Consider the following 24,735-nt stretch of genomic DNA (forward strand, 5'->3'; position numbering starts at 1 on the left):
GTCCCCCGTGGGCGGCGCACGGGCCGGCGTCAGGCGGTCGCGCCGCCCACGAGCAGTTCGGCCGCCGCGATGCCCGAGACCCGGGTCGCCCCGTGGGTGATCAGGTGGGCGGCTCCCGGCGAGTCGCCCGCCGGTACGCCCATCTCGACGACCAGGGCGTCGGGGCGGCTGCGCAGGAGCCGCGTCAGCGTGTCCGTCATCCAGCGGTGGCGCGCCGCGTCCCGGACCACGACCACCAGGGGCCGGCCGGCCGCGGGGCCGAGGACCTCGCGGTCCAGGAGGTCGCCCGCGGGGGCGACATCGGGCTCCGTCAGGCGGACGGAGGTGGTGCCGGGGCGCAGGTCGCGCAGGGGTCCCGCGACGCCCCAGGGGGTGCGGCCGTCCACCGCGAGGTTCATGGTGGGGGAGAGCTCCACCACGTGCGGTGCGCCGGTCAGGGGCAGCGCTGCCGCCGAGCGGTTCCGTACGCGGATCGCGCGGCGCGCCGCGGCCAGGCCGATCCCGGAGTCCTCCGCGGCCGGAGCCACCGCCCGCGAGCGCTCACCCGACCAGGCCGCGAACTCCCGTACGCGCCCGCTCGCCTCGGCGAGGCGCTCCTCGGGGAGCGTGCGCTCGTGGACCGCCTTCACCAGGGCGGTGGAGAGCAGGTCGGCCGTGGCCTCGTCGGCGCTCTCGCCGCCCACGCACACCGCGTCGACGCCGCCCGCGAGCGCCCGTACGGTGGCGCCGTCGATGCCGTAGCGGTCGGTGACGGCGCCCATCTCGATGCCGTCGGTGACGACGAGGCCGTCGAAGCGGAGTTCGCCGCGGAGCAGGTCCACCAGGATGCGGTGGCTGAGGGTCGCGGGCAGGTCCGGGTCGTAGGCGGGCGCGAGCAGATGGGCGGTCATCACCGCGCGGACGCCCGCCTCCATCGCCGCGATGAACGGCGGCAGGGCGGTCAGCGCGATCTCCTCCGCCGAGCCCTGCACCTGCGGCAGGCCGTAGTGCGAGTCGACGACCGTGTCGCCGTGGCCGGGGAAGTGCTTGGCGCAGGCGGCGACGCCCGCCCCCTGGAGGCCGCGTATCCAGGCGGCCGTGTGGCGGGAGACGATGTCGGTGCGGGAGCCGAAGGAGCGGACGCCGATCACCGGGTTGAGCGGGTTGGAGTTGACGTCGGCGCTCGGCGCGAAGTTGAGCGAGACGCCCGCGGCGTGCAGGTCGCGGCCGATGTCGTGCGCGACGCGCTCGGTCAGGTCGATGTCGTCGACCGCGCCGAGGGCGAGGTTCCCCGGGCGCGACGAGCCGGTCCAGGCCTCCATGCGGGTCACGTCGCCCGCCTCCTCGTCGATGGCGACGATGAGGTCGGGGTTCTCCGCGCGCAGGGCCGCGGTGAGCCGGCCGACCTGCTCGACGCTCTCGATGTTCCGTGAGAACAGCACGACGGAGCCCAGGCCCTCGGAGATCTTGCGGCGCACCCAGTCGGGGGCCGTCGTGCCCTCGAAGCCGGGCTGCAGCACGGAGTTGGCGAGGTGCTCCAGAGTCGGGTCACTGCTGGATGCCATGGCGCGACCTCCGAAGTTGCGGTACGTGACTGATGGCGGACGGCGGCTCGTGGTGCGGGTGAGGGGGGTGGGTCTCCTGCTGATTGGTCCAGGCCAATCGGATAGTGGATATTGGCTCGTACCGATCGGGGCTGTCAAGGAGTCCGAACCGGCCGAGGCGCGCGAATTCCGCATGGCGGCCGGGCACTTGCGTAATCCTGGTGACGTCCGCGATCGGTGAGAGGAGAGCCATGCGCAGGTATGAGCTCGTCGGCAGGCGCGACATCAGACTGCGCACCGAGGTGGCGGTGCCCGAACCCGGACCGCTGGAGGTCGTCGTCCGGGTGCGCGCCTGCACCGTCTGCAACCGCAGCGACCTCGCCTACTTCCACTACTACGGACTGCGCGAGCACTGCTCCCAAGGCTGCTTCGGACACGAGATCGCCGGGGTCGTCGAGGCCACGGGCGCCGGGGTCAGCAGGGTCGTGCCGGGTCAGCGCGTCTTCGTGCGCACACCGCTCACCACCGGGTACGCCGACTACGCGCTGGCCCGCGAGATCGCCGTGGGCGTGCTCCCCGACTCCGTCCCCTTCGAACAGGGCGCGATCCTGCAGCTCCTGCCGCTCGCCGTGCACGCCACGCGCGGCGTCCGGCTCGGCGACCGCGTCGTCATCGTCGGGCAGGGGCCCGTGGGACAGCTCGCGCTGCGCGTCGCCGTGGCCCGCGGCGCCGCCGAGGTCGTCGCCGCCGACCTCGACGCCTGGCGGCTCGAACGGTCGGCCGCGGCGGGCGCCGACGCCGTACGGCGCGTGGACGGCGGGAGCGAGCAACTCGCGGCCGTCGGAGCCGACTTCGACGTCGCGGTCGACGCCGTCGGCACGCCCACGACCCTCAACGCCTGTGTGGGCCTCGTCCGCCAGAACGGCCTCGTGGTGCTGCTGGGCACCCACCACATCGACACCCGCGTCTCCGTCGACCTCGTCACCTGGGAGCGCAAGGGGCTGCGCGTGCACAGCTCCGCCGAACCGCTGGACACCGCGCGCGCCGAGGCCCTCGCCGTCGCCGAACGCCTCGCGCACCGCCGCCCCGGGGCGCTGCGCCTCCCCGAACTCCTCACGCACACCTACCCCCTCGAAGAGCTGCCGAAGGCCATGGAGCAGCTCTCCGCGAGCAGCGCGCTGTACCCGGACGCGGAGAACGCCCCCTACGACGGCCCGCCGCGCGAGACCCTGAAGGTGGCGATCGTCCCCTGAGCGGGGTACCGGTGAGAGGGATACCCGTGAGCGGGGCGCCGGCGTGAGGTGGGGCATCGCGGGATACGGCGACATCGTGACGCGCCGGGCCCTGCCCGCCCTGCGCGCACTCGGCGAGGAGCCCGCCGTCCTCTGGGGCCGCGACGCGCGGCGGGCGGCGCGCGTCGCCGAGCGGTTCGGGGTACCGCGGTCGGGCGCCGACCCCGGCGTAATCCTGCGGGGCGTCGACGCCGTGTACGTGGCCACGCCCGTCGCCACCCATGTGCCGCTCGCCGCGGCCGCCCTGGCCGCGGGCCTTCCCGTACTCGTCGAGAAGCCGCTGGCCGGGGGCCTCGGCAGCGAGGACCCGGCCGCCGGGCGTACCGGCACCGGTGGCACGCTCGAACCGGCGGGGCGGTGCGCGGGAGTCGCCTACTACCGCAGGCTCGCGCCCGCCGTCCGGCGCCTGCGCGAGGAGCTGCGGGACCGGCCGCCGGAGCGGGTGGAGGTGCGGTTCCGCTGTGCCTTCGCGCCGGGTCCCGCCGACCCGATGCGCTGGCGCACGGACCCGGCCGTCTCGGGCGGCGGCGTACTGGCGGACGCGGGCAGCCACCGGCTCGACCTGCTGCTCCACCTCTTCGGCCGCCCGTCGGAGGTGAGCGCCCGCCTCACGGACCGCTTCCCCGCCGGCGCGGAACGCCGGGCCGACCTCACGGTGCGCTGGCCGCGGGGACTCTCGGCGCACTGCGTCATCGAGTGGGGGGAGGGCGCGCCGGTGGACCGGATCGAACTCCGGGGCCCCGGCCGCACCGTCGTACTCGACCCGCTGGACGCCGGGCGGCTGACGGGGCTCGGCCCGCGTGGTGACGGGTGGTCGGCGGGGCCCGGCCCGCGCGGCGAGGACAGGCCGGCGGGGACCGACGCGGCGCCGCTGCTCCTGCCGCCGGCCGCCAACCCCCACCAGCCCCTCTTCGCCGACTTCGCCGAAGCCGTCGCCGAGGGGCGTCCGCCGGTCTGCCCGCTCGCCGAGGCCCGCGTCGTCGACGACCTGATCATCGCGGCCGGGCGGTCCAGCGCGGCCGGGGGTGAGCCGGTGCGGCTCGGCGGCGCTCGACGTTGACACCCGTGTGCGCGGCGAGGGCCGGGCTCTCCCCGGTCCCGGAACACACGCGGTCACCGGCGGCGCGGCACGTCCGGCGGCCCGGCCGGATTCCGGGCACCCCGGCACGTACCCGGACGGTGTCTCACGCCCCGTCGTCCGCCGACCACGGCCGCAGCCAGCGGGGGTCAGGGGTGTCGTCGGCGCGGACGAAGCGGACGTCGACGGAGAGGCGCATCGCGTCCGTCGTCGTGTCCAGGGACGCGTGGATGATGCGGGGCAGGTGCACCAGCACGTCACCCGCCGCGAAGTCCGCCCACAGCCAGCGGCGGCCGAGGGCCTTCGCCGTCAGCTCCAGGTCGTGGCAGATCTGCCGGCGGTCGTCCGGGCGGTCGGTGATGCCGCGCAGCGGCTCGTACTCCGCGGGCGGCAGCCGGTGCGAGCCCTCCAGGTACACCAGCGCGCCCGTCCGCGGCGGGCAGTCGCCCACGGGTATCCAGAAGGTGACGACCCGCGGCGAGCCCTCGTCCATGTAGTCGAAGTCGGTGTGCGCGCGGGACGCCCGCCGGGTGCCCCGGTGGAAGTGGCGGAGTATGCGGCGGGGCAGCATGCGCGCCTCGGCGCCGAGGAGCCGGGAGGCCAGCGCGGTCAGCGCGGGATCGCCCACGAAGTCGTCGAAGGGCGCCGAGCGGACGAAGGCGTACGCGGGGTGGCCCGCCACTCCGTACTCCGGGACGCCCTGCGGCACCCGGCCGGAGAACACGCCGTCCTCGGGCTCGCTGCCCTCGGCGAGCAGCCCCGGCGGGAAGAGCGAGAAGTAGCGGCCCCGCAGGCGCAGGACGTCCGCCCGGTCGAGCAGCCCCGGCAGGTACAAGTAGCCGTCCCCGTGCAGCCGTCGGCGCAGCGCGGCGGGGTCCCGCGCCGGCAGCAGGTCCGCGCTGGGGCGCAGCGGGCCGAACAGCTCCGGCGTGAAGGGTACGGGTACGCCGTTCGACGACAGGTTCACGGTGTGTGTCCTTCGGTCGGGAGACGTCAACGGCGGCGGGGGCGGACGTCAGTAGACGCCTTCCACGGCCCCGCCGGTGGCTTCGCCGTCCTCCTGGAAGGGGCGCACCGCGGCCACGCCGTCCCACGGGAACCACGGGTGCGGCCCGGTCCTGACGGCGCTGTCGCGTTCCAGGAGGTTGGGCAGGAAGAGGTCTTCGAGGAGGGTGGTGGCGCGCACCCGGCCGCGCTGTCCGACGGCGACCTCGCGCCAGGGGTCCGCGGGATCGACCACCTTGAGGACCGCGAAGGGCGGCGGCAGATGGTAGGAGTGCCCGGTGCCGCCGGGCACGTCGGGGGCGCCCGCCACCGCGTCGGCCTGGAGCGCGTGCCCGACCAGGGTGTTCCCGTACGTGTCGATCCACTGCACGCCCGGCAGGTGCTCCTCGCGCAGGAACTCCGCCTCGGCCGCGGTGCACGAGGTGCCGCCCGTGCACACCGCCCTGATGCCGTACGTGTGCAGCGGGCGCGGGAGCCGCATCGCCAGTTCGATGAGCAGCCGCGAGGTGGTGAAGAGCAGGGCGGGGCGCTCGGCGGCGAGCAGGGCGAGCGTCTGGTCGAGGAGGTGCGCGGTGTACGCGTCCGCCTCGCCGCCCGCGCGCAGCGCCGCCTTCACCCAGCGCGGGTCGAAGTCGATGGCGTGCACGGCACCGTGCCAGCTGTCCGCGAGGCCCTCCACGAAGTGCCCGTAGGCGTGCGGTCCGCCCGGTGTCATCGCGAGCACGTCACCACCGGCCACTCCGCGCGCCTCCAGCACGGTGCGGTAGATCTCCACGTCGTACGCGAGGCGCGTGACGTTGACGATCCGGCACGGCGGGCCGGTCGTGCCGCCGGTCTCGAAGACGCGGAAGGGGCGGTCGCGGTAGCCGCGGGGGCGCAGGTCGCGGGCGCGCGCGGCACGCAGCTCCGCCTTGTCGAACAGACCGAACAACTCCAGGGCGGCGAAGCCGTCGACGTCCTTGAGGGGGTCGAAGCCGAGCGTCGCGCGCCGGGCGGCCCAGAAGGGGCTCGCGGTCTCCGGCTCGAAGTGCCAGCGCATCATGCGGCGCGTCCAGGTGTCGAGGTCGACCGCCAGCTCGGGCACGCGGTCGCGCAGCAGGCCGGGCAGCGTGCCGAAGGCGGTCGTCATACGGGCCTCACTTCGCTGGGCGGTACACGAACAGGGAGTCGGCGGTGACGGCCCGCACGGTGTCGGGCGTGGCGGTGAGCACGGCGGCGAAGGGGAAGGGCACCTCGTGACCGAGCAGCGGGTGCCCGTCGCCGTCGGCCGGCAGCACGAGGCGGGGCAGGACGCACGGGGCCCCGTCGATCTCGGTGACCGCGGGGCGGCGGGTGAGGAGCCGGTCGCCGGGGCGCATCCGCTCGTGGACCGAGCGCAGGGCCCGGTGTGCGGCCTCCGGCTCCCGGAAGACGGTGAGCGGCCAGGCGGGGCCCGTCGGGTCGGCGGCCACGGCGTCGAGCGCGGCGGCGAGCGCGGACGCCAGGGCCGCGCTCCGCGCACCGGCCACGCCGCCGTCCATGCTCAGGACCGTGCGTACGTTGCTGCAGAACCGTCCCGAGTCGGCCGCGACGAGCGGCAGCAGCCACGCCACGGCCTCGTCGACCGGCATCCCCTCGGGCACCAGCGCGCAGCCGCGGCCGGGGCCGTGCAGGGTGAGCGCGGGGGAGCGGCGCACGGACGCGGCGAGGCCCGCGCCGCCGTAGACGATCTGGCGGTCGGTGCGTTTCACCAGGCCGTGCAGGGTGTGCTGGTCGCCCGGGTACAGGCCGATGCGGGGCGCGGGCCAGCCCGCCGCGAGGAGGGAGGCGACGAGCCGGGCGGCGGAGAGCGGCTCGCGGCGGCTCGGGCGCACCCAGACGCCCGCCGAGCGTTCGGCCTGGTCGAGCACGGAGTCCAGGCAGGTGAAGGTGTTGCCCGGCAGCGCGACGAGGGCGAGCGCGTCGTCGGCGGCCGGCTCCCCCCGCTTGAGCAGGCCGTCCCCGAGCATCCCGCACCAGCGGTCCACCAGCGGTCCCGGGAGGCCGGCCGTCTCCCACAGGGCGGTGCGGAAGTCCTCCGGGCCCTGCGCGCCGAGCCCGCCGACCGTGACGGTGCCGCGGTCGAACAACTCGACCGCCCGGCACAGCAGTTCGCGGCGGCCGGTGAGCGGGGGCAGTCCGCCGCGCGTCGCGTCCCAGCCGCGGCGGTCGGCGTGGACGACGATCTCGGGCACCAGCGCCAGACCGTACGGCGCGCCGCGCGGTCCCGGCAGCGCGGCGGTGTCCGGGGACGTCCGCCACTCGCCCCCGCGGAAGGCGTGCACGACGACGGGGCCCGTGGTGTGCGCCGTCACGACAACTCGTCGCGCAGCGCGTCGACCACCCGTACCTGCTCGGCCTCCGTGAGGGACGGGTAGAGCGGCAGGGCGATGTGGTGGCGGGCGAACCAGCGGCCACGCTCGTACGGTTCACGGGCGGACGCCGGTGCCCCGGCGGCGAAGTAGGGGTGGTCGCAGAGCAGGTGGTCGTAGACCTCACCGGCCAGCGACACGCCGTGCCGCTCCCGCAGCCGCCGCTTCAGCTCCGCCCGGTCCAGCGGGCCCTCCGGGTCCACGTACGCGAGGTACTTGTAGTAGTTGCCGCCCGCTCCGGGGGGCAGGGCGTGCGGGCGGACGCCGGGTACACCGGCGAGCAGCGCGTCGTAGCGGGCGCCCCGTTCCCGCCGGGCCGCCAGGGTGTGGCCGAAGCGCTCCAGGTCGACGGTGCCCACGGCGGCGTGCAGTTCGCTCAGCCGCCAGTTGGAGCCGGGGCGGTCGTGCAGCGTGGCCCCCGGCGCGCGCTTGCCGTGGTCGCGCCAGCGCCGCACCTCCTCCAGGTCGTCCGCGAGCGCGGCGGACAGCAGCCCGCCCTCGCCGCTGACGGCGACCTTGGTGGGGAAGAAGGAGAAGGCCCCGAAGCGGCCGAAGCCGCCCGCGGGGCGCCCGTCGAGCGTGGCGCCGAAGGCGTGCGCGGCGTCCTCCACGACGGGGACCGAGCGCGCGTGGCAGAGCGCGACGACCTCGGTGAGGCCGGGCGCGACGATGCCGCCGATGTGCACCGGGAGCACGGCGGCCGTGTCGGGGCAGCGGTCGAGGGCGTCGCGCAGGGCGGCCGGGTCCATGCCGAGGCCGGTGAGTTCGATGTCGACGAAGCGCACGGAGGCCCCGGCGCGCACGGCGGCAGCCGCCGTGGCGAAGAACGTGTTGACCGGTACGAGCACCGTGCGGCCCGCCACGCCGACGATCCGCAGGGCGATCTCCAGGGCCGCCGAACCCGACGCCACGGCGGCGGTCCCCGTCCCGGTCCAGGTCCGCGCCAGTTCCTCGAAGCGGGCCACCTGCGGGCCCTGGGTGAGCAGGCCGGTGGCGAGCGCCGAGTCGACCCGGTCGAGCACGGCGCGCCGCTGCGACACCTCGAAGCGGACGCGCTGGGCGGGGACGTCGCACGGCGGAGCGGGCGGGCCCTTCAGGACGCGGTCGAAGAACTCCGTCGCGTGGCCCACGTGGGTGCCGTGCCCCATGGGCAGCGCGTGCACGTCGGGAGCGGCGCCGGCCGCCGCGTACGCGCGGCGGACCAGGCCGGCGGCGGCGTCCGCGTCGACGGGGTCGAGGTAGGGATCGGCCGTGCCGTACTGGAGTTGCAGCGGGGCGGGGGCCAGCGCGGCGTAGAGGTCGGGGAGGTCCGCGTACTCCAGGATGCCGGGGAGTACGGCGCCTTCGTGGCCGGTCAGGAGCCGGGCGAAGAGGGCGGGGTAGCCGCCGAGGTGGCTCGCCGCGCAGAGCGGGACGGTCCTGTCATCGGTGAGCAGGGCGGTGTGCAGGGCGACCGCCGCGCCGAGGCTGTGGCCGAACAGGCCCACGCGCCCGGGGTCGACGAGCGGATGCCCCGCGAGGAGGTCGAGGGCGGCCAGGGCGTCGCCGGTCAGGGCGCCGAGCAGGGAGCGTCCGGTGAGGGCGAAGGCGTGGGCGAGCAGCGTCCCCTCGTCGCGTCCCGCCCTGCGCTCGTCGTCGAGGCCGCCGCCGATGCCGTGGTCGATGGAGAGGGTGACGAAGCCCGCGTGTGCCAGTTGCTCGGCGACGTTGCGGTCGGGGTGGTCCGGCGGGACGTCGCCGGTCAGCTGGTCCAGGCGGGCGTTCTTGCCGCCGAGGACCAGGACGGCGGGGCCGTGGGCGACGTCGCGCGGGGCGAGGAGCGTGCCGTGGAAGGTGCCGCGCGGAGGCGATGCGAGCAGCAGGTTCTCGCGGTGCAGGCCGTCGCGGGCCGACGCGGTGGCCTCCGTGATGGTCAGCGGGGCCCGCTCGACGCGGGCGAGCCGCTCCACGACGGAGCGCAGCCGCCGCACGCGCGCGGCCCGGTCGGCGGCGTCCTCGGCGGCGTCCTCGGCGGCGGGGGAACGCAGAGCGGGCTCGGCGGCGAGGAGCCGGCGCAGGTGGCGTGACTGCATGCGCGCTCAGACGAAGTCGCCGTGCAGGGTGCTCGGCACTTCGAGGGCGTAGGCGTCCAATGCCTCGTCGAGTTTGATCTGGCCGCGCTTGAGGAGTTCGAGGAGTTCGTTCTGGGGGCGGTAGAAGCACGATTTGCAGAGATCGGTCCTGCGTGGGTTGGAGGCTTCCCACGCGGCCCGCGGACCGCCGTCGAGCACGTCCGCGTAACCCTTTTCGATGACATTGCCGATCAGATAGCGGCTGTTGAGGTGGACCTGTGGGCACGGGTAGAGGTTTCCGTCGGCGCCGACCGCCGTGACGAAACGGCTGTAGTGGCAGCGCTCGAAGTCGCCCTCCACCTCATCGACCTGATCCATCGGGCCGCGGTCGAGTTTGGGCACCGACACCTCGAAGGCGTCCGTGGCGAGCGCCGCGGCCCGGGTGAGGGAATCGCTGATCTCCGGCATCACGGATTCGATGGTGTCGTGGCCGAGAGCGCTGTAGAACTCCGGCTCGAAACGCACGTAATGGGCGCCGGAATCACGGGCGATATGGGCGGCCTCGATGATCTCCCGGTAATTCTGCAGCGTGATGACGTAGTTGAAGCCGATGCGGAAGTCGGGGTCGACGGCGCTCTCCCGCAGCCTGCCGACCGAGCCGATGAACCGCGAGAACGTCTGCTCGCGGTCGCGGGTGATGTCGTCGAAGGTCGCCTCGGTGCCCGCGTTCAGGCCGATGCGGACCCAGGTGTGGGTCTCGGCGACGCAGTCGGCCGTCTTCGGGCGGCCGAGCCGGGAGCCGTTGGTGATGAGACCGATGCGCAGGCCCGCCGCGTGCCCGGCGCGGCAGATGTCCGTGTAGCCGGGGTGGATGGTGCACTCGCCGCTGCCGCAGAAGGTCACGGCGCGGCCGTCGTTCTCGGCGAACTCGCGGAGCAGCGTGACGGCCTTGTCGGTGGCGATCGAGTCCTTGAACGAGAACAGGTCGTAGAACTGCTCCTCGTTCGGGGAGTGGAAGTTGCAGAAATTGCAGCGCATATTGCAGGCGCCCATGATGCCGATCCGCATGTGGACCGGTTTGATCTCCTGGTCCGCCACGAAGCGCCGCAGCAATTCGCCGTGTGCGAGGACCTTCTGGGGTGAGTGCGCCTGGTCCAGACTGACGATCGGGAGACCTTCCCGGTTCTGGGGGGCCGCCATTCCCATGTCGCCGGCGCCAGCTGTGCTGTCCACGAACCCCCCACGCATGATCGATGTGCGTTGACGTCGTTCGAGCGGTGCTTGCGACATTAGGGAGCGCCCTGAGGGCTGTCAATGGGTCTAGACAACGCGGCGACAAGGCGGCGGAATTGCGTCCGCCGCCTTGTCGCCGCCGCCGAGAAGATCGTGACGCGCGCCTACGCGGAAGGCGCTCCCGCGTTCCGCAGGAACTCGGCGATCGAGGCCGCGAGATCCGCCTTGTCGACGCCGAGGCCGGTGAGCGGCCCCGCGCCGTCCTCGTACTCGACCAGGGCCAGCAGGATGTGCTCCGTGCCGACGTGGTGGTGGCCGAGGCGCAGGGCCTCACGGAACGTCAGCTCCAGCACCTTGCGGGTGTCCGCGTCGTACGGGATGAGTTCGGGGACCTCGGCGGAGGTCGCGGGCAGGGCGTCCGTGGCGGCCCGGCGGACGTCCTCCGTGGAGACGCCCTGCGCGGTGAGCGCCTTGACGGCCAGGCCCTCCGGCTCGGTGAGCAGCCCGAGGAGCAGGTGGGCGGTGCGGATCTCGTCGTGCTCGGCGGCCTTCGCCTCGTTGTGCGCGGCCATCACGGCGTTCCTGGCCCGGGGCGTGAAGCGGCCGAAGCCCTGGCTGGGGTCGAGGTCGGAGGTCTCGCCCGGCTTCTTCGGCACGAACCGCTTCTGGGCGGCCTGCCGGGTGACGCCCATGCTGCGGCCGATGTCGGTCCAGGAGGCGCCCGAGCGGCGCGCCTGGTCGACGAAGTGGCCGATGAGGTGGTCGGCCACGTCGCCGAGGTGGTCGGCGGCGATGACCGCGTCGGAGAGCTGGTCGAGGGCGTCGGAGTGGACCTTCTTGATGGCGTCGATGAGGTCGTCGAGCCGGACGGTCGGCTGGGCCTGGGTGGCCCGCGGAGCCTGCGACGCGCTGTCTTGGGGAGGCGTGGAGCCTTCGGGAAGCGTCATGTGGCAACCGTAGGTTGACAGTTGGGCGAGTGTCAACCGCCGGTTGCCACTTCTCCGGGCGCTGCTCGGCAGCGGTGCTCACCCACACCTCCGCGCCCCTCACTGTGGTGCCCGGGACCATGGGAGATCCCCCCGCCGCCTCTCTAGCGTTCCGGGCATGACGAGCGAACACCCCGGGATTCCGGCCGCGCGCCCCGCACCCCCGCCCACCGATGGCGTGGCACTCGCCGGACGGTCCGCCCTGGTGACCGGGGGCGGCAGCGGGATCGGACGGGCGTGCGCCGAGGCGTTCGCCGCGGCGGGCGCCCTGGTCCACGTCGCCGACATCGACGCCGAGGCGGCCAAGGCCGTCGCCGACGCGGTGGGCGGGGTGCCGCACGCCGTGGACCTCACCGACGCCGACGCACTCTCCGCCCTGCCCGCGGCCGTCGACGTCCTGGTCAACAGCGCGGGCACGCAGTACGTCGCCCCCGTCGAGGAGTTCCCGCCCGCCCGCTTCGAGCTGATCCAGCGCCTGATGGTCACCGCGCCCTTCCTGCTCCTCCGGCACTGCCTGCCGCACATGTACGGGCAGGGCTGGGGCCGCGTGGTGAACATCTCCAGCGTCCACGGGCTGCGGGCCAGCCCCTACAAGTCCGCGTACGTCGCCGCCAAGCACGGCCTGGAGGGGCTGAGCAAGGTGGCCGCCCTGGAAGCCGCCCCGCACGGGGTGACCTGCAACTGCGTCAACCCCGGCTATGTGCGTACCCCGCTGGTCGAGGGGCAGATCGCCCGGCAGGCCGCCGTGCACGGCATCGCGCCGGAGGACGTGGTGACCGACGTCCTCCTGGAGCGGTCCGCGATCAAGCGGCTCATCGAACCCGCCGAGGTCGCCGCCGTCGCCCTCTGGCTCTGCGGGCCGCACACCGGCTACCTCACGGGCGCCTCGATTCCGGTCGACGGCGGCTGGGGCGCGAGCTGAACGCCCGTGCCACGACCTCGCCCGGCCGCCCATGGGAAACCCTGGGTCCGGCCGCCCGCCGCGATGGTTGAAGGGCCGAACCACCGCGGAACGGCCCGCTCACGCGGTGCGCTCCCCCAGGGCCGTGTCCCACCTGCCCCCGACGGCCCGCGGGGCGCGCGCGCCGGCCCCGGCGACCGCCCCCACACCCCAGGGTTTTCACGGTCGCCCGCGCCCCCGTGCGGGGCCAAGGTGGAGCCACGGTCGCGGAGCCGCGGGCGGACCTGGGAACACCGGCAGGGGGGAAGGAAACCGGTGACCGGACGTACTACGGGGGTGTACGCACGGACGGGCCACCCGCGGACGGGGGAGCGACCGTCGCGAGGGCGGGGGACGGGGGTGCCCGGAGGCACCCCCGCTCGGGAACGGGACGTCTCCAGGACCGGGCGCACGCCGCTGCTGCCCGTGCGGCTGCGGGTGGCCGGACGCCGGCGCGCGGCGGGCCCGGAGCTGGAACAGTTCGACCCGGGTGGTCCGGTCGAGGACCGGGCCGCCTACGCCCTGGTGCAGGAACGGCAGCACCGGCAGCACCGGCAGCACCGGCAGGACCGGGGCCTCCCCGGCCCGGGGCCCGCCCGAGCACTGCCGCCGTGCCCGGCGAACGGTCCCGGCCCCGCCGCGTCGACGGGTTCACGAGGCGCCGCCCCGGCGCGCTGTTCCCGCACGGCCTGCCCGCACACCGCGGCGACGAGGTCACCGGGGCAGTCCCCGACGGGCCCAGGCCGGTGGCCCGGACGCAGGTGCCCGTCAAGCCCGGCGGTGCCACGGCCGTCCCGGAGCGGGCCCTGCCGCCTTCTCTAGACCGCCGACACCTCCGAGGCCCGAGCCAGCAGCCGCACCAACTGGGCGCGGCGGTGCACCCCGTCGAGCTTGCGGTAGATGTTGCTCAGGTGGAACTCGACCGTCTTGACGCTGAGGAACAGCCGCTCCGCCACCTCGTGGTTGGTGAGCCCCCGGCCCACCACCAGGGCGACCTGCATCTCCTGCGGGGTCAGGCGCTCCAGCGGGGCACGTTCGGGACGGACCTCGGTGCCGCCCGCCGCGTGCAGCTCGGCGGCCACCCGCGCCGCCCAGCCGGAGGCACCGAGCCGCTCGAACGCGGCGTGGGCCCGCTCAAGGAGGGGGCGGGCCTCGCTGCGCCTGCCCTGCCTGCGCAGTTGCTCGCCCCACGCGAACTCGGTCCGCGCCCGCTCGAAGGGCACGGGACGCTCGGCGAGCAGTGCGAGGGAACGCCGCATGTGCCGCGAGGCGTTCTCGGGGTCGTTCGGTTCGAGCAGCCCCCGGCAGCGCGCCGCCGCCCCCGCGGTGACCGGCCGGTGGCCGCGGGAGCCCTCGTACTCCAGGACGTCCAGGACCTCGCGGGCCTCGGCGGTCCTGTGCAGATGGACGTAGGCGTCCGCGAGGTCCGCCGCCCAGGTCAGGTAGAGGCCGTCGCCGCGGCCGTGCGTACGGGAGAAGGCGCGCACCTCCTCAAGGCGGTGCACCGCCTCCTCGAAGCGGCCGAGGCCGAGTTCGAGCAGGCCGAGCGCGCCGCGGGCGCGGGCCGCGTCCATGGGCAGTTCGGTGGCGGCGGCCCACTCCATGGTCTGCGCCGCGTGCTTGCGGCAGTCCTCCTCGCGGTTGAGCGCGGCCTCCGTCCTGGCGAGGCCCGCGAGGCCGCGCGGCACCTCGATGAGCCTGCCGGTGGCCTCGGCCAGGCGCACCGCCTCGTCGGCGTGCGCGAGCGAGGAGCTCCAGCGGCCCCGCCAGAACTCCACCACGGACAGCGTGCACAGCAGGTGCGAGAGCAGCCCCACGGCGCTGGAGCCGCGGGCCGTGTACGCGGCGCGGTCGAGCAGGCCGTGCGCCTCGTCGAGTTCCTCGGCCGCCAGGTGGCAGAGCCCGCCCACGCCGGAGAGCGGATAGGGGAAGGCGGGGTCCGGGGAGGCCAGCGGCTGGGCCAGCTCGCGCAGGAGCGTGCGGCCCGCCTCGGCGTCACCGCCGAGCAGCAGCACCAGGGTGCGCAGGAGCCGCACCGGCAGCAGCGTCCGGTGGGCGGTGTCGGCCAGCTCCATGGCCGCCTCGGAGGTGCGCTGGGCCGCGGTGAGGTCGCCGACGGCCAGTTCGGTGAGCGCGATGCCGCCCATCATGACGGCGGCGAGCGCGGGGTCGACCTTCTCCGCCTCGTCCACCGCCGACCTGAGCAGTTCACGGGAGCGCGTCGGCCGGCCGCGCTGCACGTCCAGATAGCAGCGCAGCTGGCGGATGTCGAGCCGGGTGCCGAGCTGTTCGGCGTGCTCAAGGGCGCGGTCCAGGATCGCGGCGGCCTCGTTCAGCGATCCGGCGGCCTGGGACGCGCGGGCCGCGCACAGCAGCCGCTCCGCCCTGCGCTGCCCCTCGGGGGTGAACCGCGCGGCCCGCTCGTACAGCCGGGAGGCCAGGGGGTAGGCCAGGGTGTCGGGGGCGCCCGACGCGGCGTTCTCCAGGAGGGAGGCCACGTGCTCGTCGGGCTCGGCGCCCGAGGCGGCCAGATGCCAGGCGTACTGCTCAAGGGCCGGTGCGGTGGCGCCCTGGAGGGAGCGGGCGATGGCGTGGTGGGCCCGGCGCCTGCGCACCGGGGTGGCGCCGTGGTAGACCGCCGAGCGGACCAGCGGGTGCCGGAAGGCGTACCCGTCCCGCTCCTCCACGACCAGGCCCGCGGCCTCGGCGGCCTCCAGGGACTCGTAGCTGAGGTCGTGGGCCCGCAGCGCCGCCTCGGTACCCGCGAGCGGCCGGGTGCCGAGCACCGCGAGCAGCAGCATCGCGTCCTGCGCCTCCTGGGGCAGCCTGGCCACCGCGCTGCCGAAGGTGTGGGCGAGGAGTTCGCCGATGGGCAGCGGGGCCTCGACGTCGTCGCCGTCCGCGCCGCTCCCGGCGAGCAGGGCGGGCAGTTCGATCAGCGCCAAGGGGTTGCCGCGGGCCTCGGCGAGCAGCCGTGCCGCCTCGCGGTCGGTGAGCTCGGCGGTGCCCTCCTCGGCGATGAGGCGGTGCGCGGAGTCGGCGTCGAGGCCGCCGAGGGTCATCGTCTCGATGGACGCGAGCCGGGACGCGGGCTCCTCCAGTTCGTCGCGCGTGGTGAACAGCACGACGACGCCCTCGCGGCCGAGCCTGCGGGTGGCGAAGGCGAGCGCGTCCAGGGAGTACGGGTCGAGCCACTGCGCGTCGTCGACGGTGACGAGGACCGGGCCCTCCTCGGCGATGGCGCCGAGCAGGCTGAGCGTGCCCGCGGCCACCGCGAAGCGGTCCTGGGCGACGGCGGGCCCGAGCGCGAGCGCCCCGGTGAGCGCGGCGGCCTGGCGCTCGGGGATGCGGTCGAGGAAGTGCAGCACGGGCCTGAGCAGGTCCGCGAGGCCCACGTAGGGCAGGTCGGACTCGACCTCGACGCCGCGGGTGCCGAGCCGCAGCAGGTCGTCGGCCTGGTCCGCGACGTAGGAGATGAGGCTCGTCTTGCCGATCCCGGCCTCGCCGCGGATGAGCAGGGCACCGCTCTCGCCCCCGCGTGCCTTGTCGATGAGAGCGAGAAGACGTGCGCATTCCGAGGAACGCCCCAGGAGCATGCGTTCAGCGTACCGGCGGCAGGTGACTTCGGAAGGGGCACGGGACTCGTCGGTTCACGCCTCTGTCAACCGCCGGCGCCCCCCGCTACCCTCCGCGCATGATTCCCACGGTGGTCTGGGGCACCGGAAACGTGGGCCGCGCGGCCGTGCGTGCCGTCGAGGCCCATCCCGCGCTGAAGCTCACGGCCGTACTGGTGCACGACCCGGCGAAGGCGGGCCGGGACGCGGGAGAACTGGCGGGCCTGGGGCGGCCGTTGGGCGTCGCCGCCACCGGCGACGTCGACGCGGTGCTCGCGGCAGGGCCGCGCGCCGTGGTGTACGCGGCCTCCGGCGATCTGCGCCCCGACGGCGCGCTCGCCGACGTGGTGCGCGCGGTACGGGCGGGCGCCGTCGTCGTGACGCCCTCGCTGTACCCGCTCTACGACTGGCGCGGCGCCCCGCCGGAGTTCCGCGACCCGGTCCTTGCGGCCGTCGCCGACGGCGGCGGCTCCCTGTTCGCCTCCGGGGTGGACCCGGGGTGGGGCAACGACGTGCTGCCGCTGCTGGTCAGCGGCCTCGGCTCGACCGTGGACGCCGTCCGCTGCCAGGAGATCTTCGACTACACCACGTACGACCAGGAGGAGTCCGTACGCCATCTGATCGGCATGGGGCATCCGATGGAGTACGAGCCGCCGATGCTCGCGCCCTCGGTCCCCACGATGGTGTGGGGCGGCCAGATACGGCTGATGGCCAGGGCGCTCGGCGTCGCGCTCGACGGGATCGGCGAGAGCGTCGACCGGCGCGCCCTCGACGCGACGGTGCGCACGCGCGCCATGGGGGAGTTCGCCGCGGGCACCCAGGGCGCGGTCCGCTTCGAGGTGCGCGGCCTCGTGGACGGCGCGCCCCGCATCGTCATCGAGCACGTCACCCGCGTCCACGCCTCCTGCGCGCCGGACTGGCCCACGCCGCCCGGCGGCGGCGACGGCGCCCACCGGGTGATCATCGAGGGCCGTCCCCGCATCGAGGTCACGGTCGAGGCCGCCGACGAGGACGAGAACCGCTCGGCGGGCGGCAACGCCACCGCCGCCGGCCGTCTGGTGAACGCCGTCGACTGGCTGGTGGACGCCCGCCCCGGCCTCTACGACGCGCTCGACGTCCCGCTGCGCCCGGCAGCCGGCAGGCTCGGAAGGAAGTGACCCATGCACATCGACATCCCCGAGGGACAGGACGCCATCGCCTACGTGTGGGGCGAGATGGTCCCCGGCATAGGGCGGGCCGCGTCGGACTTCTCCCTGGCCGTGTACGCCCACACCACCCTCGGCCTGCGCGAGTTCGAGGCGGCGCGGCTGCGCGTGGCGCAGATCAACGGCTGCGCCTTCTGCCTCGACTGGCGCACCGAACGGGACGGGCGGAAGGTCGAGGAGGGCTTCGCCGACGCCGTCACCCGGTGGCGCACCACCGACGCCTTCGACGACCGCACGAGGCTGGCCGCGGAGTACGCCGAGCGGTACGCCCTGGACCACCACGGTCTCGACGAGGAGTTCTGGGCGCGGATGACCGCGCACTACGGCCAGGCGGAGATCGTGGAGCTGAGCATGAGCATCGGGTCGTGGCTGGCGTTCGGCCGGCTCAACCATGTGCTCGGCATCGACACCGCGTGCGTGCTGCCCCAGCCGTGAGCGGGGCCCGCCGGCTCACAGGTCCGTGTCGATGATCTTCTCGATGTTGCGTTCGGCGAGCGCGGTGATGGTGACGAACGGATTGACGCTGGTGTTGCCGGGGATGAGGGCGCCGTCGATGACGTAGAGCCCCGTATACCCCTTCAGGCGCCCGTAGTCGTCCGTCACCTTGCCGAGGACCGCGCCGCCGAGCGGATGGTAGGTGAGGTGGTCGCCCCAGATCTTGTGGGTGCCGAAGAGGTCGGTGCGGTAGATCGTGCCCTCCTTGGCGTTGATCCTGTCGAAGATCGTCTTGGCGGCGTCGATCGACGGCTGCTTCCAGGCGGTCTGCCAGTTCAGCTCCGCCCTGCCCGCCGCCGCGTTCCAGGTGAAGCGGGCGCGGTGCGGGTTCTTCGTGATCGACAGGTAGAACGAGGCAAACGTCTCGATGCCGGTGGGCAGCGGCGCCACCTCGGCGAACGCGCCGCCCCGGGCCCAGTTGTCGATGCCGGCGGTGGGGATGGCCGACTGGAGGGCGCCGGTCGGGTCCCACAGGTGGTTGGCGCGCCCGCACATGACGTTGCCGTTGTCGCCCCAGCCCGCGCCCACGTCGCCGTCGAGCCGTGACAGCGCGCCGGTCGCCCTCAGCTTCACCAGGAGCTTGCTGGTACCGACGCTGCCCGCGGCGAAGAACACCTTGTCGGCCGTCATCTCCTTGGTGGCGACGGTGTCACCGGCGGTGTCGAGCCGGTCCATGGTGACGGTGTAGCCGCCGCCCGCGGCCGGGGCCACCGAGGTGACCCGGTGCAGCGGGGCGATGGTGACCCGCCCCGTCGCCCGCGCGCGGGCGAGGTAGGTCTGCTGCAGGGACTTCTTGCCGTGGTTGTTGCCGTAGAGGATCTCTCCGGCCAGCGCCGACCTGGTGGCGGTGCCCGCCTGTTCCCGCTCCATGTAGTCCCAGTCGTAGACGTCGGGCACGAAGACGAAGGGGAAGCCCGAGCGCTCGGCGTGCTTGCGGCCGACCCGGGCGTACTGGTAGCACTCGGCCGTCTCGAACCAGTCCGGGTCGACGGTGGCGGCCCCGAGGCCCGCGTTGGCCCGCGGGTAGTAGGTCCCGTACATCTCGCCCGCGTCGACGGTCGGCAGCACGGCGGCGAAGTTCTCGCGCCTCGGCGTCACGGCCATGCCGCCGTTGACCAGTGAGCCGCCGCCCACGCCCCGGCCCTGGTAGACGGTGATCCCGCCGAACTCCTCGGCGTCCAGGATGCCGGTGTGCCGGGGGACGTCCTTGTCGAGCGGGAAGCCGAGGAAGTTGCTCAGGGGCTGCTTGGTCCTGGTGCGCAGCCAGTAGGAACGCTCGTCGGGACGGGTGGTGTTGGCGAAGACCTTGCCGTCGGAGCCGGGGGTGTCCCAGGACATGCCCATCTCGACCATGTGCACGTCGACGCCGGCCTCGGCGAGCCGCAGGGCGGCGACGGAGCCGCCGTACCCGGTGCCGATCACCAGCGCGGGGACGCGTGCGGCGGCGTCGAGGGCACGCGCCGGGTAGGCCCGTGCGGAGAGCGCGACGGCACCGAGAGCGGAACCGGTTCCAGCGAGGAATCTGCGACGTGATAAGCCATCAGGAGCTGCGTTGTGCGCGGCTGTTGCGTTCATGTGACCCTCTTCACTCGCGGCTGAATGGCAACGAGTTCTACTGCGGAGCCCGTGGGAAGTCACGGCGTACCAAAAAGTAACTTGTGTCCGAATGTCCGGTCGCACCGGGGGTGTCGGGAAGGGCGGTCGCGGAGAGGGCCGTACCGTCGGTTCCGCCGGTGGATGAGCTGTCAACGATCTCGTTAGACTGCCGTCATGGACGCACAGCCGCGCTGGCTCGACCCGGAGCAGAAAGCCGCCTGGGACAGCTTCATCCGCATGCAGGAGAAACTGATCGGACGGCTGTCCCGACGCGTCCAGGCCGACTCCGGCTTGTCGGCGGCCGACTACGTGGTGCTCGTCAGCCTCACCGAGAGGGGCGACGGGCGGATGCGCTTCCTGGATCTCGCCAAGCGCGTGGAGTGGGAGAAGAGCCGGATGTCCCACCAGGTCACACGGATGGCGAAGCGCGGGCTCGTGGCCAGGGAGGAGTGCCCCGACGACGGACGCGGAGCGTTCATCGTCGCCACCCCGGCCGGTTACGAGGCGATCGAGGAGGCCGCGCCGCAGCACGTCGAGCACGTCCGCCGCCTCTTCGTCGACGCCCTCACCCCGCACCAGCTCGACACGCTCGGCCGGCTCTCCCGCCGCGTCCTGGACCACATGGAGAAGCAGCCGGACTGAGCGGAACCCCGGCGTGTCCGCGCGGCACGCGAGGCGCCGCGCCGCGCGGACTCCGCCGGGACGGCCGGGCGGGCCGCCCCGGCGGCGGGGTCAGGCCGCGTTCCCGGCAGGCGTGGCCAGGAGCTGCGTCTCCCAGGCGAAGGCGACACCGCTGGCGCCGCCGTGCCGCGCCTGGACCTCGGCGAGGCCCGCCACGGTCTTCTCGCGGGCCCAGTCGCGCTGCCACTCGCCCAGCACGGCCATCCAGGTGATCGGGACGACGCCGGCCTGGACCATGCGCCGCACCGCCATGTCGTGCGCCTCCTTCGACACGCCGCCCGAGGCGTCGGTGACGACGAAGACCTCGAAGCCCTCTCCGGCCGCCTGTATCGCCGGCATGGCCACGCAGATCTCCGTCCAGAGGCCGGCGAGGATCAGCTTCCTGCGTCCCGTCGCCCTGACGGCGTCCACCACGCGCTCGTCCTGCCAGGTGTTGATGAAGGTCCTGTTGATCGGCTTCTGCTCCGGGAACACCTCCTGCAGGGCCGGGAGGATCAGGCCGCCGCGCTCCTCCAGGACGGTGGTCAGAATGGTCGGGACGTCGAACACCTTGGCGGCCTCGGCGAGTCCGACGGTGTTGTTGACGACCATCGTCGGTTCGTGGCTGTGCAGGTTGGCGAACTGGAACGGCTGGTGGTCGATGAGGGCGAGCACGCTCTCCTCGGGCGTCAGCAGCGCGCCGAGTCCGGTCTTGTCCCCAGTACTCACAGAATTCCCCTTCGGGCACTTCGCGTCCGCGGGGCTCCGGCGGCGCACCGGCACCCCGACGCCCCGAGCGGGGCGGATACGGGATGGCCGGGCCGGCGGCCACGCACCAAGTGGTTGACGCGTCATCTACGCTAGAGGCGGCTGATTGATGCGTCAACCATGCTCGGCCGCGGGTGCTCGCGCGAGCCGCCCGAACGCGGACATCGGAAGCCGCCACGCGCAACCGGGCCGCGGGGGACCGGAGTTGCGGACCCCGGGCCGCCACCGCGCGGCCCACCGGGCTCCGGGCGGGAGGCGGAGGCACGGCCGGCATGGTGGCCGCACGCATAACCGGCCGTCGAACTGTGTCGCCCCGCCACATGTGCGCCCCCACCGCGGATTCCTACGGTTGGCGACACGCAACCGTCCCCGCGGATCACCCAGGAAGTGGTGCCGATGTCGTCGCCCGCAACCGCTCCACCAGCACCGAACAGCATCAAGCGCATCGTCGCCGCCTCCCTCGTCGGCACCACCATCGAGTGGTACGACTTCTTCCTCTACGGCTCGGCCGCGGCACTGGTCTTCAACACCCTCTTCTTCCCGTCGAGCGACCCCCTGGTCGGCACACTGCTCTCCTTCCTCACCTACGCGGTCGGCTTCGCGGCGAGGCCCCTCGGCGGCGTCGTCTTCGGGCACTACGGCGACCGGGTGGGGCGCAAGAAGCTCCTGGTGATCAGCCTGCTGATGATGGGCGGCGCCACCTTCGCGATGGGACTCCTCCCCACCCACGCGAGCATCGGCGCCGGCGCCCCCGTCCTGCTGACCGTGCTCCGCCTCGTGCAGGGCTTCGCCCTCGGCGGCGAATGGGGCGGCGCGGTGCTCCTGGTCTCCGAGCACGGCGGCGACGCGCGCCGCGGCTTCTGGGCCTCCTGGCCGCAGGCCGGGGCGCCCGGCGGCAACCTCCTCGCCACCGGCGTGCTCGCGCTGCTCGCCGCGGTCCAGTCCGACGCGGCCTTCCTCGCCTGGGGCTGGCGCGTACCCTTCCTGCTCTCCGGGCTCCTCGTGATGGTCGGCCTGTGGATCCGCATCTCCGTCACCGAGTCGCCGGTCTTCCTCAAGGCGCAGCGGGAGGCGGAGGCCGCCGCCGCGGCCGGGGCCGCCGAGAAGCCGCCGGTGGTCGAGGTGTTCCGCAAGAGCTGGCGCGAGGTGCTCACCGCCATCGGCACCCGGTTCGGCGAGAACATCTCGTACTACATCCTCACGGCCTTCGTCCTCGTCTACGTCACCGTGCACCTGGAACTCCCCAAGAGCGACGCGCTCAACGCCGTGCTCATCGGGTCCGCGGTGCACTTCGTCACCATCCCGCTCTGGGGCGCACTCTCCGACCGCCTCGGCCGCCGCCCGGTCACCCTGATCGGGGCGGTCGGGATGGCGCTGTGGGCCTTCGCCTTCTTCGCGCTGCTCGACACGGAGTCGTTCCCCGTCATCGCGCTCGCGGTCACCGTCGGACTGCTCCTCCACGGCGCGATGTACGGGCCGCAGGCCGCGTTCATCTCCGAGCTGTTCGACACCAAGGTCCGCTACTCCGGCGCCTCGATGGGCTCCCAGCTCGCCTCCATCGTCGGCGGCGCCCTGGCCCCGATCATCGCCGTGGAACTGCTCAAGGACTACGGCTCCGCGCTGCCCGTCGCCCTCTACATGTCCTTCGCGGCCGTCGTCACCGCCGTCACCGTGAAGCTCGCCCGCGAGACGAGGGGGCGCGACCTCGCCGCGGACGAGACGGGCGGCACCGCCCCGCTGCCCGCGCCCCGGCGCGAGGGTTCCGTACCGCTCGGCGGCTGACCCGCCCGCCGACGGCACCGCCGTGGCCTGCCCCCCGCTCCGCCCTCGCGGGCTTCTCGGGGCAGGCCATCGACCGCACCCACCCCGCCGGGAGACCATCGCCCCATGCTCCCCACCACCAAGGACGCCGGCCACACCGACCTCGGGTCAGGGCTGCGCGGCCTGCTCGACCTGCTCGACCGGGGCGCCCCCGCCGAGGACTTCGCCCGCCCCGCCGCCCTGGCCCGCGAGGCGGGCGCGGGCGCCGACGACCTCGCCGCGCTCGACGAGGCCACCGACGTGGCGCTCCGCGTCCACCGCACCCTCGGCGCGCACCGCCGCCGCGAGGCCGAACTCACCGCGCTCTTCGACACCGCGAGCGACCTGGCCGCGCTGCGCGACCCCGACGCCGTCCTGCGCGCCATCGTGCGCCGCGCCAAACTGCTCCTCGGCACCGACGTCACCTACCTCTCGCTGAACGACGAGGCGGCCGGCGACACCTACATGCGGGTCACCGACGGCAGCGTGGCCGCCGCCTTCCAGCAGCTCAGGCTCGGCATGGGCGAGGGGCTCGGCGGCCTCGTCGCCCAGACCGCCCGCCCCTACGTCACCGGCGACTACCAGGCCGACCCCCGCTTCCACCACACCGACGCCATCGACAGCGCCGTCGGACAGGAGGGGCTGCGGGCGATCCTCGGGGTGCCGCTGCGGCTCGGCGCCCGGGTGATCGGAGTGCTCTACGCCGCCGACCGCGCCGCCCGCGAGTTCGCCACCGAGGAGATCGTGCTGCTCTCCTCGCTCGCCGACCACGCCGCCATCGCCATCGACGGGGCCCGCCTCCTGGAGGAGACCAGGGCCGCGCTCGTCGACCTCAACGCCGCCACCGAGACCATCCGCGCCCACAGCCAGGCCATGCGGCGCGCCGAACAGGCCCACGACCAGCTCACCGACCTCGTGCTGCGCGGCGGCGACGCGGACGACGTGGCCGACGGCATCGCCGCCCTCCTCGACGGCGGCGTCCTCATCCACGACGCGGACGGCACCGAACTGGCCCGCACCGGCACCGGACCGCTGCCCCCGCCCGCGGCCGCCGTCGCCGCGTCACGGGCCAGCGGACGCGCGGTCCCGCAGGACGGCACCTGGGTCTGCGCGGTCCTCGCGGGACCCGAACTCCTCGGCAGCATCGCCCTGACGGGACGCGCCGAACTCGCCGACGCCGACCGGCGCCTCTTCGAGCGGGCGAGCGTCGTCGCCGCGCTGCTCCTGCTGCTGCGCCGCTCCGTGGCCGAGGCCGAGGACCGGGTGCGCGGCGAACTCCTGGGCGACCTGCTCTCCACCACCGGCGACCCGGTCGGCCTGGCGAGCCGCGCCCGCCGCCTCGGCGTCGGACTCACCGCCCCGCACGCGGTGTTCGTCGCCCACACCGAAAGCGCCTCGCGGCAGCGGCTCCTCGCCGCCGCCCACCGCACCGCCCGCGCGCACAGCGGCCTCGCCGGGCTCCACCACGAGGACGTGGTCGTCGTGACGCCCACCGAGGCCCCCGGCGCCCGGGCCAGGGCGCTCGCCACCGAGCTGGGCCGGGCCGTCGGCGCCCCCGTCACGGTCGGTGCGGCGGGCCCCGCCGAGCCCGCCGGACTGCCCGCCGCGCACGCCGAGGCCCTGCGCTGCCTCTCCGCGCTGCGCACCCTCGGCCACACCGGGCACGGCGCTGCCCTCGCCGACCTAGGCTTCGTCGGGCTGCTCATCGGCGAGAGCGCCGACCTCGGCGGCTACGTCCGCGCGACGCTCGGCCCGGTCCTCGACTACGACGCCGAACGCGGTACGGAGCTGACCCGCACCCTGGAGGCGTACTTCGCCGAGGACCGCAGCCTCACCCGCGCCAAGACCGCCCTCCACGTCCACGTCAACACCGTCGTGCAACGCCTTGAGCGCGTGGCCAGGCTCCTCGGCCCCGACTGGAACAGCCCGGCCCGCACCCTGGAGATCCAGCTCGCCCTCCGACTGCACCGGCTCACTCCGGCCCGGTGAGCGGCGGTGCGGGCCGGCGCGGGACCCGCGGCCCATCCGTACCCGAAACCGCCCGTTCCGCCCGCCGGTTGTCACATCCGGACCTGTTGGAACCGTCATACATGCGACCT

The 24,735-nt window shown here is 74.3% G+C and carries 18 protein-coding genes; 8 read left to right on the plus strand and 10 right to left on the minus strand.

Annotated features, from left to right (window positions below; all coding sequences use genetic code 11):
• Positions 1 to 29: 29 nt before the first annotated feature.
• Entirely contained in the window at positions 30 to 1,544 is a 1,515-nt protein-coding gene (locus tag AB0I16_RS13330; RefSeq protein ID WP_363249470.1) for a glycoside hydrolase family 3 N-terminal domain-containing protein, read from the minus strand.
• Positions 1,545 to 1,774: 230 nt separating this feature from the next.
• Between AB0I16_RS13330 and AB0I16_RS13335 the strand changes: the two genes are divergently transcribed.
• Both AB0I16_RS13335 and AB0I16_RS13340 read left to right on the plus strand, forming a co-directional pair.
• Positions 1,775 to 2,776, plus strand: a complete 1,002-nt coding sequence (locus AB0I16_RS13335) for a zinc-binding dehydrogenase (protein WP_363249471.1) — start codon at positions 1,775 to 1,777, stop codon at positions 2,774 to 2,776.
• Between the two features lie 43 nt (positions 2,777 to 2,819).
• A complete protein-coding gene (locus AB0I16_RS13340; protein WP_363249472.1) occupies positions 2,820 to 3,875 on the plus strand; it encodes a Gfo/Idh/MocA family oxidoreductase in 1,056 nt (351 codons plus the stop codon).
• Between the two features lie 124 nt (positions 3,876 to 3,999).
• On the opposite strand, the gene AB0I16_RS13345 is transcribed toward AB0I16_RS13340, so the two are convergent.
• The 6 genes from AB0I16_RS13345 to AB0I16_RS13370 form a co-directional block, all read right to left on the minus strand.
• Positions 4,000 to 4,860, minus strand: coding sequence for a phytanoyl-CoA dioxygenase family protein (locus AB0I16_RS13345; RefSeq protein WP_363249473.1), 861 nt, complete (start codon positions 4,858 to 4,860; stop codon positions 4,000 to 4,002).
• Between the two features lie 48 nt (positions 4,861 to 4,908).
• A complete protein-coding gene (locus tag AB0I16_RS13350) occupies positions 4,909 to 6,027 on the minus strand; it encodes a hypothetical protein (protein WP_363249474.1) in 1,119 nt (372 codons plus the stop codon).
• A gap of 7 nt (positions 6,028 to 6,034) precedes the next feature.
• On the minus strand, positions 6,035 to 7,231 hold the full coding sequence (locus AB0I16_RS13355) for a hypothetical protein (RefSeq protein WP_363249475.1): 1,197 nt from the start codon (positions 7,229 to 7,231) through the stop codon (positions 6,035 to 6,037).
• Complete coding sequence (locus tag AB0I16_RS13360; protein ID WP_363249476.1) at positions 7,228 to 9,360, minus strand: DegT/DnrJ/EryC1/StrS family aminotransferase; 2,133 nt, start codon at positions 9,358 to 9,360, stop codon at positions 7,228 to 7,230. The genes AB0I16_RS13355 and AB0I16_RS13360 overlap by 4 nt, the downstream gene beginning before the upstream one ends.
• A 6-nt stretch (positions 9,361 to 9,366) precedes the next feature.
• On the minus strand, positions 9,367 to 10,572 hold the full coding sequence (locus tag AB0I16_RS13365) for a radical SAM protein (RefSeq protein ID WP_363249477.1): 1,206 nt from the start codon (positions 10,570 to 10,572) through the stop codon (positions 9,367 to 9,369).
• 164 nt (positions 10,573 to 10,736) lie between these two features.
• Positions 10,737 to 11,519 (minus strand): Clp protease N-terminal domain-containing protein, encoded by a 783-nt coding sequence (locus AB0I16_RS13370; protein ID WP_363249478.1) that lies wholly within the window; start codon positions 11,517 to 11,519, stop codon positions 10,737 to 10,739.
• Positions 11,520 to 11,676: 157 nt separating this feature from the next.
• On the opposite strand from AB0I16_RS13370, the gene AB0I16_RS13375 reads away from it, so the two are divergent.
• Positions 11,677 to 12,480 (plus strand): 3-hydroxybutyrate dehydrogenase, encoded by an 804-nt coding sequence (locus tag AB0I16_RS13375; protein WP_363249479.1) that lies wholly within the window; start codon positions 11,677 to 11,679, stop codon positions 12,478 to 12,480.
• An 836-nt stretch (positions 12,481 to 13,316) separates the two neighbouring features.
• Here the strand turns inward: AB0I16_RS13375 and AB0I16_RS13380 are convergent.
• Positions 13,317 to 16,094 (minus strand): AAA family ATPase, encoded by a 2,778-nt coding sequence (locus AB0I16_RS13380; RefSeq protein ID WP_363249480.1) that lies wholly within the window; start codon positions 16,092 to 16,094, stop codon positions 13,317 to 13,319.
• Between the two features lie 98 nt (positions 16,095 to 16,192).
• Between AB0I16_RS13380 and AB0I16_RS13385 the strand changes: the two genes are divergently transcribed.
• Both AB0I16_RS13385 and AB0I16_RS13390 read left to right on the plus strand, forming a co-directional pair.
• The gene (locus AB0I16_RS13385; RefSeq protein ID WP_363249481.1) at positions 16,193 to 17,269 is read left to right on the plus strand and encodes a dihydrodipicolinate reductase; all 1,077 of its coding nucleotides are present in this window, start codon (positions 16,193 to 16,195) and stop codon (positions 17,267 to 17,269) included.
• 3 nt (positions 17,270 to 17,272) lie between these two features.
• Entirely contained in the window at positions 17,273 to 17,752 is a 480-nt protein-coding gene (locus AB0I16_RS13390; RefSeq protein WP_363249482.1) for a carboxymuconolactone decarboxylase family protein, read from the plus strand.
• A gap of 15 nt (positions 17,753 to 17,767) precedes the next feature.
• On the opposite strand, the gene AB0I16_RS13395 is transcribed toward AB0I16_RS13390, so the two are convergent.
• On the minus strand, positions 17,768 to 19,387 hold the full coding sequence (locus AB0I16_RS13395; protein ID WP_363249483.1) for a GMC oxidoreductase: 1,620 nt from the start codon (positions 19,385 to 19,387) through the stop codon (positions 17,768 to 17,770).
• Positions 19,388 to 19,582: 195 nt separating this feature from the next.
• On the opposite strand from AB0I16_RS13395, the gene AB0I16_RS13400 reads away from it, so the two are divergent.
• The gene (locus AB0I16_RS13400) at positions 19,583 to 20,050 is read left to right on the plus strand and encodes a MarR family transcriptional regulator (RefSeq protein ID WP_363249484.1); all 468 of its coding nucleotides are present in this window, start codon (positions 19,583 to 19,585) and stop codon (positions 20,048 to 20,050) included.
• Between the two features lie 90 nt (positions 20,051 to 20,140).
• Here the strand turns inward: AB0I16_RS13400 and AB0I16_RS13405 are convergent, their stop codons facing one another.
• Entirely contained in the window at positions 20,141 to 20,797 is a 657-nt protein-coding gene (locus AB0I16_RS13405; protein WP_363249485.1) for a hydrolase, read from the minus strand.
• 435 nt (positions 20,798 to 21,232) lie between these two features.
• On the opposite strand from AB0I16_RS13405, the gene AB0I16_RS13410 reads away from it, so the two are divergent.
• Entirely contained in the window at positions 21,233 to 22,618 is a 1,386-nt protein-coding gene (locus tag AB0I16_RS13410; protein WP_363249486.1) for an MFS transporter, read from the plus strand.
• Between the two features lie 105 nt (positions 22,619 to 22,723).
• On the plus strand, positions 22,724 to 24,625 hold the full coding sequence (locus AB0I16_RS13415; RefSeq protein ID WP_363249487.1) for a GAF domain-containing protein: 1,902 nt from the start codon (positions 22,724 to 22,726) through the stop codon (positions 24,623 to 24,625).
• Positions 24,626 to 24,735 lie beyond the last annotated feature (110 nt).

Source organism: Streptomyces sp. NPDC050703 (assembly GCF_040654435.1).
In the GTDB taxonomy this organism is placed as follows: domain Bacteria; phylum Actinomycetota; class Actinomycetes; order Streptomycetales; family Streptomycetaceae; genus Streptomyces.